Source organism: Streptomyces sp. NPDC107522 (assembly GCF_055657525.1).
In genome coordinates, this window is sequence record NZ_JBVKAU010000016.1 from 85,622 (window position 1) to 101,662 (window position 16,041).

The window sequence follows — 16,041 nt, forward strand, 5'->3', positions numbered from 1 at the left end:
TCAGTCGACCCACTCCCGCCACCGCGGCCAGGGCCGCTCGCACCGCCCGTCGGCGACGGCCTTCTCATAGGCCCGCCGGGCGAACTCCGCCAGCTCACGCTCCGTCGGGCGGGGGCTGCCCGCGGTGGAGATACGGGAGTAGGCGACCACACACTCGCCGTGCGACACCGGCCGCTTCGCCCAGAAGACGAAGTACCCGCCCGCGACGATCACGGCGAGCGAGGCGAGGGCAAGCAGCGAACGGCGACCATCACGCGGCATCCGGGCAGCCTAGCGGCGACCGGTCAGGGCTTCGCGGGAACACTGACGGCCGGCCACGAGCCGCAGTTCGGGCTTCTCGTGTGCCGCGCCGCCCGCACCTCGGCGCCCAGAAGTAACGACTGCATTGCTGGTGTAGACCACCCTTGACGCGGCCTCCTGGGGGGCGTACTTTCTGGCCATCCGATAGGAAACCTTCCTAACAGTGATCCCCCTCGCGATCCTGGATGGACTTCCCTCGCAGATCGCTGAGAAGCTGGTCAGCCGAAAGGCAGGTGTCGATACCCATGGCAGGAACCGCCGGTACGCCGGGCACCCCGCGCGTCCTGCGCGCCATGAACGACCGTGCCGCCCTGGACCTCCTCCTGGAGCACGGCCCGCTGTCCCGCACGCGGATCGGCAAGCTCACCGGCCTGTCCAAGCCGACCGCCTCCCAGCTGCTGGCCCGCCTGGAGGCCGCCGGCCTCGTCCTGGCCACCGGCACGACGGAGGGCCGACCCGGCCCGGGCGCCCAGCTGTACGAGGTCAACCCGGCCGCCGCGTACGCCGCGGGGCTCGATGTCACCCCCGAACGCATCCGCGCCGCCGTCGCCGACATCACCGGCCGCACGGTGGGGTCGTACGAACTGCCCACCCCCGGCAGACGCCCCGCCCACCCCGTGGTCCGGCAGGTCACCGACGCCCTCGACGGCGCGGTGAAGGCGGCCGGCCTCGCCCGCGACGACGTCCACCGGCTCGTCATCGGCACCCCCGGCGCCTTCGACCCCAACACGGGCCGGCTGCGCTACGCCTCCCACCTCCCCGGCTGGCACACCCCCGCACTGCTCGACGAACTAGCGGCCGCACTGCCGATGCCGGTCGAGTACGAGAACGACGTCAACCTCGTGGCGGTGGCCGAGCAGCGGCTCGGCGCGGCCCGCGGCCACGAGGACTTCGTGCTGCTGTGGAACGAGGGCGGCCTCGGTGCCGCCCTGGTCCTCGGCGGCCGCCTGCACCGCGGCTGGACGGGCGGCGCGGGCGAGGTAGGTTTCCTGCCGGTTCCCGGGGCACCGCTGGTCCGGCAGGTGACCAAAGCCAACAGTGGCGGCTACCAGGAACTCGCCGGTTCGCAGGCGATTCCCCAGCTCGCGCGCGAACTCGGCATGACGGACATCCCGTCGGGGCCGTACGCCGAGGCCGCCGCCGAACTCGTCCAGCGGGCCGCCGCGGAGGACACCGTCCTGAACCGGCTCCTCCTGACGACCTACGCGACCCGGCTGGCCACCGGTCTCGCCTCCCTGGTCTCCGTCCTCGACCCCGAACTCGTCGTCCTCAGCGGCGCCTCCCTCACCTCCGGCGGCGAGGTGCTGCGCGCCCTCGTCCAGGACGAGCTGGAGGAGCTGGCCGCGTCCCGGCCCCGGCTCGTCGTCGGCGGCGTCCGTGAACACCCCGTGCTGCGGGGCGCGTTGGAGAGCGCGCTCGCGACCACACGCGACGAGGTCTTCGACACCTCACGCTGACCGCCCGGCCCCGCTGACGCACGCACACCACACCCCCTGACCCACCCCCCGCCTTCCCTCACCCATCCCTGTCCCGCCCTTGGGAGACCTTGCCATGCCCGGAAAGTCCTGGAAAGTCATACCCTCAGCGCCCCGCAAGGCGGCCGCCGCGCTGGCCGCATCCGCCTCCCTGGCCCTCCTCGCCACAGCCTGCACCGGCCAGTCGGAGACAGGCGCCAACGACGACCCCAACGCCAGGACGACGATCACCTTCTGGCACGGCTGGAGCGCGCCCGCCGAGGTGAAGGCGATCCAGGAGAACGTCGACCGCTTCGAGAAGGCCCACCCCAACATCACCGTGAAGGTCGTCGGCAACATCAACGACGACAAGCTCAACCAGGCGCTGCGCGCGGGCGGTTCGAACGGCCCGGACGTGGTGTCGTCGTTCACCACCTCCAACATCGGCAAGTTCTGTTCCTCCGGCGCCTTCCTCGACCTGAAGCCCTTCATCGAGAAGTCGAAGCTGGACCTCGACAAGCTCATCCCTAAGCCGATGCTGGACTACACCCAGTTCGAGGGCACCCGCTGCGCCCTGCCCCTGCTGGGCGACGCCTACGGCCTGTACTACAACAAGGACGCCTTCGAGAAGGCCGGTATCAAGTCCCCGCCGAAGACCTGGTCGGAGTTCGCGAAGGTCGCGAAGAAGCTGACTGTAAGCAAGGGTGACAGTTACCGGCAGCTCGGTTTCATGCCGACGTACCACGGCTACGAGACGGTCGTCGACCACTACATGTCCCAGTGGGACCACGCCTACTTCGACGCCGACGGCAAGTCCAGCATCGCCGAGGACCCGGCATTCGCCGAGATGTTCACGTACCAGAAGAAGCTCATCGACGACCTCGGCGGCTTCGCGAAGCTGGAGAAGTACCGCAACACCTTCGGCGACGAATGGGGCGCCAAGCACCCCTTCCACACCGGCCAGGTGGCCATGCAGCTCGACGGCGAGTGGCGCCTGGGCATGGCGAAGGACGCGGGCGTCGACTTCGAGATCGGCACCGCCCCCATGCCCGTCGCCGACGACGAGGTGGACGAGTACGGCAAGGGCTTCCTCTCCGGCACGATCATCGGCATCGCTCCGCAGAGCGAGAAGCAGAACGCGGCCTGGGAACTGGTGAAGTACCTGACGACCGACACCGAGGCCGTCGTCTCCTTCGCCAACGCCATCCACAACGTGCCGTCCACGTTCGCGGCCCTGAAGTCGCCCGACCTGAAGGTGGACCCCGGCTTCAAGACGTTCCTGGACATCGCCCAGAACCCGCACTCGAACACCCCGCCGGCCTCCGTCAACGGATCCACGTACCAGACGACGCTCCAGGACTTCGGCTACCAGTACGAGTCCGGCAAGGTGAAGGACCTCAAGGCAGGTCTCGAGAAGACCGCCCGGCAGATCGACACCGACATCGAGCAGGCGAAGTAGCGTCCGATGTCCACGCACACTCTCCGCGCGAAGCGCCGCAGGTCGGCGCTTCGAACGGTGGCCTTCCTGTCACCGTGGCTCATCGGCTTCGGCGTCTTCTTCGCCTACCCACTCGTGTCCACCGTGTACTTCTCCCTGATGAAGTACGACGGCTTCGGCACCCCGGTCTTCCGCGGCCTGGGCAACTGGTCGTACGTCTTCAACGACTACCCGTTGTTCTGGCCGGCCCTGCGCAACACCCTCTGGCTGGTCCTGGTGATGGTGACCTGCCGGGTGGTGTTCGGCCTCGGCATCGGCCTGCTCATCACGAAGATCAAGACCGGCGCGGGCGTCTTCCGCACCCTCTTCTACCTGCCGTACCTCGCCCCGCCGGTCGCCGCGACGCTGGCGTTCGTCTTCCTCCTCAACCCCGGCACCGGCCCGGTCAACTCGGTCCTCGACGGCCTGGGACTGCCGACCCCCGGCTGGTTCACGGACCCCGGCTGGTCCAAGCCGGCCCTCACCGCACTCGCCCTGTGGGGCGTGGGTGACCTGATGGTCATCTTCATGGCCGCGCTGCTCGACGTACCGAAGGAGCAGTACGAGGCCGCGGAGCTGGACGGCACGTCGGCCTGGCAGCGGTTCCGTTACGTCACCCTGCCGAACATCTCGCCGATCGTGATGTTCGCCGTCGTCACGGGCGTGATCCAGACGATGCAGTACTACACCCAGCCGCTGGTGGCCGGAAAGGTCGCCTCCGGCATCATCGGCGGCTCCGGCCAGCAGTTCGAACCCGGCTACCCGGACAAGTCCACGCTGACCCTCCCCCAGCTCGTCTACAACCTCGGCTTCCAGCGCTTCGACTACGGCTCCGCCTGCGTGGTCGCACTCGTACTGTTCGCCCTGGCCATGGCGTTCACCGCGCTGCTGATGCGGCGCCGGGGCGGACTGATCCAGGCAGGTGACTGACCCATGACCCAAGTGCTCGACAAGCCAGTTCAGTTGGGAAACCCAACAGTCGCCGAGCGCACAGCCCGCCGCAAGGCGCTCCTGGAATGGATAGCGATCCACTCCCTCGGCGTCGCGGCCGCCCTCTTCTTCACTCTCCCCTTCGTGTTCGTCGTCCTGACCTCGCTGATGAGCGACCAGCAGGCGCTCACCCGCGACCTGGTACCCGACACCTGGGAGTGGGGCAACTACACCAAGGTCTTCGACACCCCCGGCTTCCTGACCTGGTGGAAGAACACGCTGATCTACGCCGGCCTGGGCACGGTCCTCACCGTCGTGTCATCCATCCCTGTGGCGTACGCGCTCGCCAAGTTCCGCTTCCGCGGCCGGAACCTGTCCCTGATGCTGGTGATCTCGATGATGATGCTGCCGCCGCAGGTGGTCATCATCCCGATGTACCTGTTCTGGGCGAAGCAACTGGACCTCTCGGGCACCCTCTGGCCCCTGATCATCCCGATGGCGTTCGGCGACGCCTTCTCGATCTTCCTGCTGCGCCAGTTCCTCATGACGATCCCGAACGAATACCTGGACGCGGCAAGGGTGGACGGCTGCGGCGAACTCCGCACGCTCGTCCGAGTCGTCCTCCCCATGGCGAAACCGGGAATAGCCGCGGTGGCGCTCTTCCAGTTCTTCTACGCGTGGAACGACTACTTCGGCCCCCAGATCTACGCGTCCGAGAACCCGGGCGCCTGGACGCTCTCCTACGGCCTGGAGTCGTTCAAGGGAGCACACCACACCGACTGGAACCTGACCATGGCCGCGACCGTACTGGTCATGGCCCCCGTGATCCTCGTGTTCTTCTTCGCGCAGAAGGCGTTCGTCGAGGGCGTCACGCTCACCGGAGTAAAGGGTTGAACCACCTGTGCTGCATCTCCCCGGGGGCCAACCCCCGGACCCCCGGCCGATGATCACCGTCCCCGGCGCCCGAAGGCGAGGCACTTCCCAGTGAAACTCACCGTGGTCGGCGGAGGCTCGACCTACACCCCCGAACTCATCGACGGCTTCGCCCGCCTCCGGGACACCCTCCCCCTGGAGGAACTGGTCCTGATGGACCCGGCGACGGACCGCCTGGAACTGATCGGCGCCCTGGCCCGCCGTATCTTCGCCCGCCATGGCCACACCGGCACCATCACCACCACAACAGACCTGGACGCGGCAGTGGAGGGCGCCGACGCGGTCCTCCTCCAGCTCCGCGTGGGCGGTCAGGCGGCCCGCGAGCAGGACGAGACCTGGCCCCTGGAATGCGGCTGCGTGGGCCAGGAGACAACAGGCGCCGGCGGCCTGGCGAAGGCACTGCGCACGGTCCCCGTGGTCCTGGACATCGCGGACCGCGTCCGCCGCGCCAACCCCACGGCCTGGATCATCGACTTCACCAACCCGGTCGGCATCGTGACCCGCGCCCTGCTCCAGGAAGGCCACAGGGCGGTCGGCCTGTGCAACGTGGCGATCGGCTTCCAGCGCAAGTTCGCGGCGATGCTCGGCGTGCCCCCCTCCGACGTCCACCTCGACCACGTGGGCCTCAACCACCTCACCTGGGAGACAGGAGTACGCCTCGGCGGCCCCGAGGGAGAGGACACCCTCCCGAAGCTCCTCTCCACCCACGGCGACACGATCGCCGCGGACCTGCACCTCCCCCGCCCCCTCCTGGACCGCCTGGGCGTGGTCCCGTCGTACTACCTGCGCTACTACTACGCCCACGACGAGGTGGTGAAGGAACTGCGGACCAAACCGTCCCGCGCCGCGGAAGTGGCCGAAATGGAAAGAAAGTTGCTGACCCTCTACGCCGACCCGGCCCTCGACGAGAAGCCGGAACTGCTCTCCAAGAGAGGCGGCGCGTACTACTCGGAAGCAGCGGTGGATCTGGCAGCCGGCCTACTGGCCGGAACAGGCAGCCCGCACCAAGTAGTCAACACCCACAACAACGGCACGCTGCCCTTCCTCCCGGACGACGCGGTGATCGAAGTACAGGCAGCAGTGACACCGACCGGCCCGGCCCCCCTGCCGGTTCCCGCCCTGGACCCCCTGTACGCAGGCCTGATGGCCGCCGTCACGGCGTACGAGGACCTGGCCTTGGACGCCGCGCTGCGCGGCGGCCGCGACCGGGTGTTCAGGGCGCTGCTCGCGCACCCCCTCGTCGGCCAGTACGCGTACGCCGACGCCCTCACCGACCAGTTGATCGCACACAACCAGGAGCATCTCGCGTGGGCATGACCGCACGTGTCCTCGCCGTCGACGCGGGCAACAGCAAGACCGACGTCGCGGTCGTGGCGGCGGACGGAAGCGTCCTCGCCACGGCGCGCGGCGGCGAGTTCCGGCCGCCCGTGGTGGGAGTCGAGGCGGCGGTGGACAAGCTGGCCGAGACGGTGGAACGGGCCTTCACCGCCGCCGGCGTGACCTCGGTCGACCACGTCTCGGCCTGCCTCGCGAACGCCGACTTCCCCGTGGAGGAGGAGCGGCTGGCGAGCGCCCTGCACGCCCGCGCGTGGGGCACGGACGTCGCCGTCCGCAACGACACCTTCGCCATCCTGCGGGCCGGGGTCACCGAACCGCGCGGGGTCGCCGTGGTCTGCGGCGCCGGCATCAACTGCGTGGGCATGCGCCCCGACGGCCGTACGGCCCGCTTCCCCGCGCTGGGCCGTATCTCCGGGGACTGGGGCGGCGGTTGGGGCCTGTCGGAGGAGGCCCTGTGGCACGCGGCCCGCGCGGAGGACGGCCGCGGCACCCGGACGTCGCTCGCGCGCACCCTCCCCGCCCACTTCGGCCTCCCCACCATGTACGCCCTCATCGAGGCCCTGCACCTGGAGGCCATCCCACCCGCCCGCCGCCACGAGCTGACGCCGGTGCTGTTCGCCACGGCGGCCGACGGCGACCCCGTGGCCCGCGCGGTCGTGGACCGCCTGGCCGACGAGGTGGTGACCATGGCCACGGTGGCACTGACCCGCCTCGACCTGCTGGAGGAGGAGACGCCGGTGCTGCTGGGCGGGGGCGTACTCGCGGCACGCCACCCCCAACTGATCGACGGAATCAATTCCCTCCTCACATCCCGCGCCCCCAAGGCCGTACCGAAGGTCGTCACAGCGAGTCCGGTACTCGGCGCGGCGCTGCTGGGCCTGGACGCGGTGGGGGCACCCACGGAGGTCCACACCCGACTCCGGCAGCACTTCGAGCCGTAGGCCGGTTTGCGGCGTACCCGGCGTGGGGCTGGGCGGGGGTGGGTGCGCTCGCCCGCGCCGGCGGGGTGCCGCCTCTGTGGGTCGGGAGCCGCCCAGCGGCACGACTGCCCGCCGCCAAGTGGGCATGCTGGCCCGTGGCCCCACGCGCCCGCAGTCGCCCACGGCGGGAAGGGGACGTGCCGGGGGGTGTCCGCCCGCAGCGGCCGGCGTCAACACGCAGCACCTCCCGGCCTGAGCCCAACCGCCGGTCCGAGGACGGACACCCCCCCGGCACGGCCCCGACCCACCCACCGGACCGCAGGCGCTACGCGCACCCCCACCGAACCCGCACAGGCGCCGCAGGCATCAACGCACGCCCCCACCCAACCGCACAGCACCCACCAGACCGGCCCCCCGATCCTGGAACCGAACCGATTCCCCCGGCGTATTCATGGGCAGGGGGACGTGCGGGGCGTGTTCAGGTATGCCGGAGGCTCCGGTCCGCGCTGCGATCCGATCAAGATCCAGTGAAGGCCGGTGCGGATGTCAGTCCCGGCAGCGATACTTGCGTCGACGGATGACCATGGGGGAGGTCAACAGTGACACAGACGCCGCAGAGCAGCGCACCACCACCGGGACACAGCCCGGCACCCGGCACACCCACCATGCCGTCCGTACCCCCGCAGCCGGGCCCGCCCGAACAGCACACCGGCGCCAACCAGCCCGTCCCCCCTGCCCAACCGCCGGAGGCACGCCGCACCGCCTTCGCCGAGGGCTTCGACCAACTCCGCGCAGCCGCCACCACCGAACCCGGCCGCCTGCGCATCATCGGCGCCCTCCTCGCCGCCCTCGTCATCGCCTTCGGCGCCGTGGCCGCCTGGCAGATGACCGACCGGGCCACAGCAGCCGACGACGTCCTCAACCGCAGCCAGCCCCTCAGCTCCGACGCGGCCGACATCTACCGCTCCCTGGCGGACGCCAACACCGCGGCGGCCAGCGGCTACCTCGCCGGCCTGCAGGAGAAGCCCGCCATGCGCGAGGGCTACGAAAAGGACATCCGCACGGCCGCCGAAAAACTCGTCAAGGCCGCCGCCAACTCCGAACCGGGCTCCACCTCGGCGAACACGATCGCCGAACTCAGCAGGCTCCTGCCGGAGTACAAGGGCCTGGTCGAAACGGCGAGGGCCAACAACCGCCAGGGCTACCCCGTGGGCGGCGCCTACCTGCGCACCGCGAACGAGATGATGCAGCAGAAGATGCTGCCGGCCGCCGAGAAGCTCTACGAGACGGAGAACCAGCGCCTGCGCGACGACTACGCGGACGCAAAGTCCTTCCCGTGGGCGGCGGCAGGCCTCGGCATCCTCGCCCTGGCCGCCCTCGCCTGGGCCCAGCGCCGCAACTACCAGCGCACCAACAGGGTCCTCAACCACGGCCTCGTCACCGCGACCGCCGCCTCCACCGTGGTCCTGCTCTGGCTCGCCGTGAGCCACACCGTGGCACGCGCGGGCCTGAACGACTCCTACGACCACGGAGTCCGCTCCCTGAACGTGCTGCACGAGGCCCGCATCGCCTCCCTGACCGCCCGCAGCGACGAGAACCTCACCCTGGTGCGCCGCGGCGCCGACTCCAGGACACTCGACGACGGCAAGGTCGTGGACGCGTACGAGTGGGGCTACGACCAGCAGATCGACCAGCTCCGCAAGGCGCTCGCCCGGGCCGACGGCCTCGCCGACGACACGGCCGGGAAGAAGCCCGTCCAGGACGCGAACGGCTTCATGAAGGTCTGGAAGGACCGCCATGGCCTCGCCCGCGTCGACAATGAGAAGGGCAACTACCAGGCTGCGCGCGACCGCGTCATCGGCGCCGCGAAGGAGCCGACGAGCGTGTGCTTCGACAATGTCGACAAGGCCCTGGCGACTGCGCTCGAGCACGAGCAGACCGAGTTCAAGCAGGCCGCGAGCGACGGCCGTGACTCGCTGACCGGCCTCCCGACCGGCGCCGCGGTCCTCGCGGTCCTGGGCGCGACCGGCGCGATCCTCGGCATCGGCCGCAGGCTGTCGGAATACCGGTGAGAGGAGGCACGACGATGAACGAACGCGGCACCACGCCGGACGCAAGCGGCACGACGCCAGACGCACACGGTACGACGACGAGCGCACGCGACGACTCGATCCGCCTCCGGGCCAGTGGTGGCACAGCCGGCCCGTGGCGGCGGCTGAGGGCCGGCCTGCGGGGCTGGGGCGGTGTGGGCGCGATGGCGCTCGTCTGCGCCCTGGCGGTGACCTTCGTTCTCCTGCTGCCCCTGTCGCAGTCGCACGGCGGCAACGACGGTACGGCCACCGGAGCCCAGGGCGTCGCCCACGGCAGCCAGGTGAAGGTCGAGGACTGCAAGGACCCGCAGGACCAGAGCCTGTCGCCGTCCGGCGGCAACGGCGAGACCCCGGTCCTCGACGCCATCAAGGCCCGCAAGGACCGCCGTCTGATCGTCGGCGTCGACACCAACAGCTACCGCTGGGGCTACCTCGACCCGAACAACCCGGCCGGTGAGCTGGAGGGGTTCGACATCGACCTGGTCCACCGGATCGCCCAGGACATCCTCGGCGACCGCGACGCGGTGCAGTTCAAGGCCATCCCGACCAGCCGCCGTATCGAGGCGATCCAGAAGGGCGAGGTCGACATGGTGGTCCGCACCATGACGATCAACTGCGACCGCGTCGGCAAAGTCGCCTTCTCCGCGCCCTACTTCGTGACCGGCCAGCAGGTCCTGGCGCCCAAGACCTCGACGATCACGGGCTACAACGACACGCTCGCCGGCAAGCGGATCTGCTCGGCAACGGGATCCACGGCGTACGACAACCTCGAAGCGGGCAAGAAGAACCGCGACCTGCCCGCCTCCACCGACATCGGGACCACCGTCCCCAACCAGCTCGACTGCCTGGTGAAGTTGCAGCTCGGCGAGGTCGACGCGGTCGTGACCGACGGCGCGCTCGCCGCGAGTCAGGCCGCGCAGGACCCCACAGTGCAGCTCAAGGGCGGCCTGTTCACCGACGAGTACTACGGCGTGGCGATGAAGCTGGGCTCCGACGATCTGGTACGCCAGGTCAACCGGACTCTGGAGAACTACATCAAGGACGGCGGCTGGGAGGCGTCGTACGAGAAGTGGCTCCACCCGACCATGGACCAGGGCGACAAGAAGTCGGCGTCGGCGACTCCTCCCGAAGCACAGTACAAGTGACGACCGTCAACTGACGGACGCACAACCGGAACCGACGGACAGAACCGACAGACAGAACCGACGGACCACAACAGCAGCGAGAGGTGATCGATGGGCGTCACGGACCCCGCCGGGCCGGTGATGGACCGGGACGAGGTGGACCGTGCGCTGGCGCGGCTCGGCGCGGAGCACGAGGCGATCGAGACCTCGCTCCTCGCCCTGCAGGACCACGCGGGCCGCAGACTTCTCGAGGGCGCCGAGCTCACGGGCATCACCAAGGAACGCTGGACGACCACGGAGGCGTCGATCACGCTGCTGTGGGCGTACTTCGACGCGTACACGGACGCGTTGCGCGCCGCCCGCGAGATCCGCGCCCGCCGCCGCTGGTCCAGCCGCGACGACCTGGTGGAGCTGACGGAGCTGCTGCGCGGCGAATCCGTGACGGTGGCCGGGAGCGCCACGGCCACGGCCAACGCCCCGACCCTGCACGGCGGTTCTGGCAAGCTCAGCGAACAGTTCACCCTGACCACGCTGGTGGACCGGATGAACGAGCTCTACGCGACGAGCCTGGACATGGTCGTCGCCGCCGACGCGGTCTGGTCGGCGCTGCCCGCCCGTATCGATTTACTCGCCGCGGAACTCCAGCGCACCCGCCGGCTCGCGCACTCCGTCGGCGTACGCCCCGGCGAGCACCCGGCGGGCGACGACCTGGAGCGCATCACACGCACGCTCACCAAGCTGCGCGCGGAGGTGGTGTCCGACCCGCTCGCCTACTGGATTCCCACGCCGGGAAGTTCGGCGCCCGGCGGCGGCAAGCCGGACACCACGGTCTACGACCGGGAGGCGCGCGCCCTGGAGGACGTACGCCGGGAGATCGACGCAGTGCTGACGGTCCGTCAGGACGCCGAGCAGCGCCTGGTCAAGCTGCGCGACGTGCTCTCCCGCGCGGACCGCACGCTCGCCGAGGCCCGTACCGCGCGTGGCGAGGTGCTGGCGAAGATCGCCGCCACGGAGGTGCCGGTCGTCAGCGGCCCGCCGACCGCGCTGCAGGAGCAGCTGGCGACGGCCGCCGAGTACCGCAGACAGGCCCAGTGGCACCGCCTGTCCCCGCTCCTGGAGTCCCTGGAGCAGAAGGCGGAGGACGAACTGCTGCGCGCCCGCGAGTCGTTGACCGCGGTCACCGCGCCCCTGGCGGTCCGCGCCGAGCTGCGCGGCCGCCTCGACGCGTACAAGGCGAAGGTCGCCCGGCACGGACTCGCGGAGGACCCGCTGCTCATCGAGCGGTACGACGCGGCCCGCCGCATGCTGTGGAGCGCGCCCTGCGACCTGCGCGTCGCAGAACAGGCCGTCCTGCGCTACCAGCAGGCGGCCGCCGAACTGCTCGGCAGCCCGCGCGTGCCGGGTCCGCGGGGGCCCGAGGACCGCAGGGGGCCGGGAGCATGAGGGAGGACAGGGGGGAGTCGTCGTCATGAGTCAGGCACAGCAGAGCTGCCAGCGGCCGGACTGCGGCGGGACGTACGAGGACGTGGGCGGCGGCGAGCTGTACTGCGACACCTGCGGCCTCGCCCCGGTCGTCTCGGCGACCGGGACGGTCGGTTCACCGCCCACGGGGGTGACCGGCGGAGGCAAGGGCTCGGCGGGAAGCGGCAGCTCCCGCTCCACGAGCCGCGGCAGTTCCCGTACGTCGTCGCAGTCGTCGAAGTCCCGGCGCTCGGTGTCGGGACGGCTCTCCCGCTCCCTGTCGGGCCGTTCCTCGGGCCGCTCGGTGTCGGTGCGCAGCTCCGGCTCCACCGCCGGCTCCAGCGGCCGCGGCCGACTGGGCGCCGGACTGGTCCAGGTCCCGGACGTGCCGCGCCCCGACCCGCGCGCGATGGTGCTGGAGAACCCCGAGGTGCCGGAGCGCAAGCGGTTCTGCTCCCGCTCGGACTGCGGGGCGCCGGTGGGCCGGGCACGCGGTGAGCGGCCGGGCCGTACGGAGGGCTTCTGCACCAAGTGCGGGCACCCGTACTCCTTCGTGCCGAAGCTGAAGGCCGGCGACATCGTGCACGGTCAGTACGAGGTGGTGGGCTGCCTCGCACACGGCGGCCTGGGCTGGATCTACCTCGCCGTGGACCGCGCGGTCTCCGACCGCTGGGTGGTGCTCAAGGGCCTGCTGGACACCGGCGACCAGGACGCGATGGCGGCGGCGATCTCCGAGCGGCGCTTCCTCGCGGAGATCGAGCACGCCAACATCGTGCGGATCTACAACTTCGTCGAGCACCTCGACCAGCGCACGGGCTCCCTCGACGGCTACATCGTCATGGAGTACGTGGGCGGCAAGTCGCTGAAGGAGATCGCCAACGGCCGCCGTACGCCCACCGGGAAGCGTGACCCGCTCCCCGTCGAGCAGGCGTGCGCGTACGGCATCGAGGCGCTGGAGGCCCTCGGCCACCTGCACAGCCGGAACCTGCTGTACTGCGACTTCAAGGTCGACAACGCCATCCAGACCGAGGACCAGCTCAAGCTGATAGACATGGGCGCGGTGCGCAGGATGGACGACGACGAGTCGGCCATCTACGGCACGGTCGGCTACCAGGCGCCGGAGGTCGCGGAGGTCGGCCCGTCGGTGGCGTCCGACCTCTACACGGTCGCGCGCACCCTCGCCGTCCTCACCTTCGACTTCCAGGGCTACACGAACGTCTACGTCGACTCCCTGCCCGACCCCGACCACATCGAGGTCTTCCGCCAGTACGAGTCCTTTTACCGCCTCCTGGTCCGCGCCACCGACCCCGACCCGGCCCGCCGCTTCGCCTCCGCGCAGGAGATGACGGAGCAGCTGACGGGCGTCCTGCGCGAGGTCGTCTCGCTGCAGACGGGGCGGGCGAGGCCGTCGCTGTCGACGCTGTTCGGGCCCGAGGTGCGGGTCACGGACACCGAGCTGTTCCCGCAGCTGAACGGGGAGGTGTCGCGGCTGGGCGCGCGGATCGCGCGTCCACGGAAGGGGCTCGCCACTTCTGCCGCCATCCCCCCTGCCCCCGAGGTCGGCACCGCGAGCATCGTCAAGGGCGTCAACACCCCCGCCGCCGCCCTGGCGCTCCCCGTCCCCCACGTCGACCCCTCCGACCCCAACGCCGGTTTCCTCGCGGGCCTGATGACCACCGCGCCGGCCGAACTGCTCGGCGCCCTCGCCGCCGCGTCGGCGCCGTCGACCGAGACGCGGCTGCGGCAGGTGCGGGCCTGGCTGGAGAACGGCGACACCGCCACCGCGCACGAGGCCCTGCTGAAGCTGGAGGACGAGCGGCCCGACGACTGGCGGGTCGTCTGGTACCGCGGCGTGGCCGCGCTCGTCACCGGCGACCACGAGGGCGCCGCGCTCGCCTTCGACGCGATCTACGACGCCTTCCCCGGCGAGCCCGCCCCCAAGCTGGCCCTCGGCCTGTGCGCGGAGGTGCTGGGCCAGCTGGACAACGCCGCCGAGTACTACCGCCTGGTGTGGTCGACGGACCCGAGCTATGTGAGCGCGGCCTTCGGTCTCGCCCGCGTCCAGCTGGCGAGCGGCGACCGCCGCAGCGCCGTACGGACGCTGGAGTCGGTTCCGGAGAGCTCCATTCACTACACGGCCGCACGCGTCGCGGCCGTCCGCGCCCGGCTGCGCGGCCGCACGGCCGTCGCCGCCGACGTACCGTTCCTGGAGGACCTGACCGCCGCCGCGGGCCAGGTCGAGGCGCTGGACGCGTACGGTCTGGATCCGGCGCGCCGGGAGCAGTTGTCGGCGGAAGTCCTCGGTTGCGCGCTGGACTGGATACTCTCCGGTGGCCAGGGTTCCGCCCCTCCCCCAGCCGCCGGAGGACGGACGCTGCTCGGCAGCGGCCTGGACGAGCGGGGACTGCGTTTCGGCCTGGAGCGTTCGTACCGCACGCTGGCCCGGCTCGCACGGGGCGGCGAGGAGAGGATCGACCTGGTGGAACGTGCCAACCGTTACCGCCCCCGGACGTGGGTGTAGTTGATGTCGCAGATGCCCCAGTTGTCCGCCTGCCCGAGCTGCGAATGGCCGCTCGAGTCGGGTGACCGTTTCTGCGGTGCGTGCGGATACGACCTGTCCGCCGTGCCCGTACGGCCGGACGACAACCCGACCATCGCCATGAACGGCTCGGCGCCGCCCCCCGCGGGCACGCCCGGCCCGGACTGGCCCGTCGCCCCCGCGCCGGCCGGCACCGCCACCCCGGCGGCCACCCGTCCGCCGGCGGACCTCCAGGGCACCGGCTCCGGCGGCCACGACCTGCCCCCGGGCACACCGCCGCCCCCGCAGTCACCGCCGTCCGCCCCGCCGATGCCCCCGGCGGTGAGCGCTCCCGACGCACCGCCCGGCATCAGCGTGCCGGCGCCGGGGACCCCCGGCGTGCCGCCCGCCCCGACCGGCTCCCCAGTCCCCCCGGCCTCCGGCGTCCGGTTCGACCACCCGGCCGAGCCCGAGGAGTACCCGCTGCAGGCGCCCGACCCGCGCGTCGCCGACCTGCCGAACCAGCGCGAGGGCGGCAAGGTGTGCGTGGCCTGCCGTGCGGGCCGTGTCGACCACGACGGGTACTGCGAGAACTGCGGACACGCCCAGCCGCGCGAGCGCGACCACATGGAACAGGACGCCGGCCCGGTCGCCGCCGTCAGCGACCGCGGTCTGCGCCACCACCGCAACGAGGACGCGTTCGCCGTCGGCTGCACCGCGCTGCCCGACGGCCGGCCCGCGGTCCTGGCGGTCGTCTGCGACGGCGTGTCCTCGGCGACCCGCCCCGACGACGCCTCGATGGCCGCCTCCCGGGCCGCGAGCGAGTCGCTGCTGGCAGCCCTGCCGCGCGGCACACACCCGCAGCAGGCCATGCACGACGCGATCGTCGCCGCCTCCAACGCGGTCAACGCGCTCGCCGCCGAACCGGCCACGGCCCGCGAGCAGGGCCCGCACCAGAACGCCCCCGCCTGCACGATCGTCGGTTCCGTGGTGACGCCCGAGCTGCTGATCGTCGGCTGGGTCGGCGACAGCCGCGCGTACTGGGTGCCGCTGGACCGCAGCACCCCGCCGGCCCGGCTCACCGAGGACGACTCCTGGGCGGCGCAGATGGTCGCCGCGGGCCTGATGAACGAGGCCGAGGCGTACGCCGACGAGCGCGCCCACGCCATCACGGGCTGGCTCGGCGCGGACGCCTACGAACTGGAGCCGCACACCGCTTCCTTCAAACCGGACCGTCCGGGTGTAGTGGTCGTGTGCACGGACGGGCTGTGGAACTACGCGGAGGCCGCCGAGGACATGGCCGACGTCGTACCCCTCGACGCCGTCGCGCGCCCCCTGCACAGCGCCCAGGTGCTGGTCGGTCACGCGCTCGACGGCGGGGGCCACGACAACGTAACAGTGGCCGTCCTGCCGTTCCCGGCACCGCCGATGGGGGCAGGATCGGCCTGAGGCCGCAGCACGGGGAGAGGTCTCATCGGACCGGAGGGGACCGGTCC

At 71.1% G+C, this 16,041-nt stretch carries 12 protein-coding genes; 11 read left to right on the forward strand and 1 reads right to left on the reverse strand.

Annotated elements, in window-relative coordinates; translation table 11 throughout:
* A complete protein-coding gene (locus tag ACZ7L6_RS34985; protein ID WP_471931030.1) occupies positions 1–261 on the reverse strand; it encodes a hypothetical protein in 261 nt (86 codons plus the stop codon).
* Between the two features lie 284 nt (positions 262–545).
* Here ACZ7L6_RS34985 and ACZ7L6_RS34990 point away from each other — a divergent pair, with 284 nt between their 5' ends.
* From ACZ7L6_RS34990 to ACZ7L6_RS35040, 11 genes are all read left to right on the forward strand, one after another.
* Entirely contained in the window at positions 546–1,757 is a 1,212-nt protein-coding gene (locus tag ACZ7L6_RS34990; RefSeq protein WP_471931032.1) for an ROK family transcriptional regulator, read from the forward strand.
* A 118-nt stretch (positions 1,758–1,875) separates the two neighbouring features.
* Positions 1,876–3,213: an ABC transporter substrate-binding protein gene (locus ACZ7L6_RS34995; protein WP_471931164.1), complete on the forward strand. Its 1,338-nt coding sequence runs from the start codon at positions 1,876–1,878 to the stop codon at positions 3,211–3,213.
* 6 nt (positions 3,214–3,219) lie between these two features.
* Positions 3,220–4,161 (forward strand): carbohydrate ABC transporter permease, encoded by a 942-nt coding sequence (locus ACZ7L6_RS35000; RefSeq protein WP_471931034.1) that lies wholly within the window; start codon positions 3,220–3,222, stop codon positions 4,159–4,161.
* A 3-nt stretch (positions 4,162–4,164) separates the two neighbouring features.
* Positions 4,165–5,055, forward strand: a complete 891-nt coding sequence (locus tag ACZ7L6_RS35005) for a carbohydrate ABC transporter permease (RefSeq protein WP_471931036.1) — start codon at positions 4,165–4,167, stop codon at positions 5,053–5,055.
* A 90-nt stretch (positions 5,056–5,145) separates the two neighbouring features.
* On the forward strand, positions 5,146–6,411 hold the full coding sequence (locus tag ACZ7L6_RS35010; protein ID WP_471931038.1) for a 6-phospho-beta-glucosidase: 1,266 nt from the start codon (positions 5,146–5,148) through the stop codon (positions 6,409–6,411).
* Positions 6,402–7,373, forward strand: a complete 972-nt coding sequence (locus tag ACZ7L6_RS35015; protein WP_471931040.1) for an N-acetylglucosamine kinase — start codon at positions 6,402–6,404, stop codon at positions 7,371–7,373. The genes ACZ7L6_RS35010 and ACZ7L6_RS35015 overlap by 10 nt, the downstream gene beginning before the upstream one ends.
* A gap of 578 nt (positions 7,374–7,951) precedes the next feature.
* Complete coding sequence (locus ACZ7L6_RS35020) at positions 7,952–9,424, forward strand: hypothetical protein (protein WP_471931042.1); 1,473 nt, start codon at positions 7,952–7,954, stop codon at positions 9,422–9,424.
* A 14-nt stretch (positions 9,425–9,438) separates the two neighbouring features.
* The gene (locus ACZ7L6_RS35025) at positions 9,439–10,587 is read left to right on the forward strand and encodes a glutamate ABC transporter substrate-binding protein (protein WP_471931044.1); all 1,149 of its coding nucleotides are present in this window, start codon (positions 9,439–9,441) and stop codon (positions 10,585–10,587) included.
* 90 nt (positions 10,588–10,677) lie between these two features.
* Entirely contained in the window at positions 10,678–12,009 is a 1,332-nt protein-coding gene (locus ACZ7L6_RS35030) for a zinc ribbon domain-containing protein (protein ID WP_471931046.1), read from the forward strand.
* A gap of 25 nt (positions 12,010–12,034) precedes the next feature.
* Positions 12,035–14,548, forward strand: a complete 2,514-nt coding sequence (locus tag ACZ7L6_RS35035; protein ID WP_471931048.1) for a serine/threonine-protein kinase — start codon at positions 12,035–12,037, stop codon at positions 14,546–14,548.
* A 3-nt stretch (positions 14,549–14,551) separates the two neighbouring features.
* Positions 14,552–15,994, forward strand: coding sequence for a PP2C family serine/threonine-protein phosphatase (locus ACZ7L6_RS35040; RefSeq protein WP_471931050.1), 1,443 nt, complete (start codon positions 14,552–14,554; stop codon positions 15,992–15,994).
* Positions 15,995–16,041: the final 47 nt, after the last annotated feature.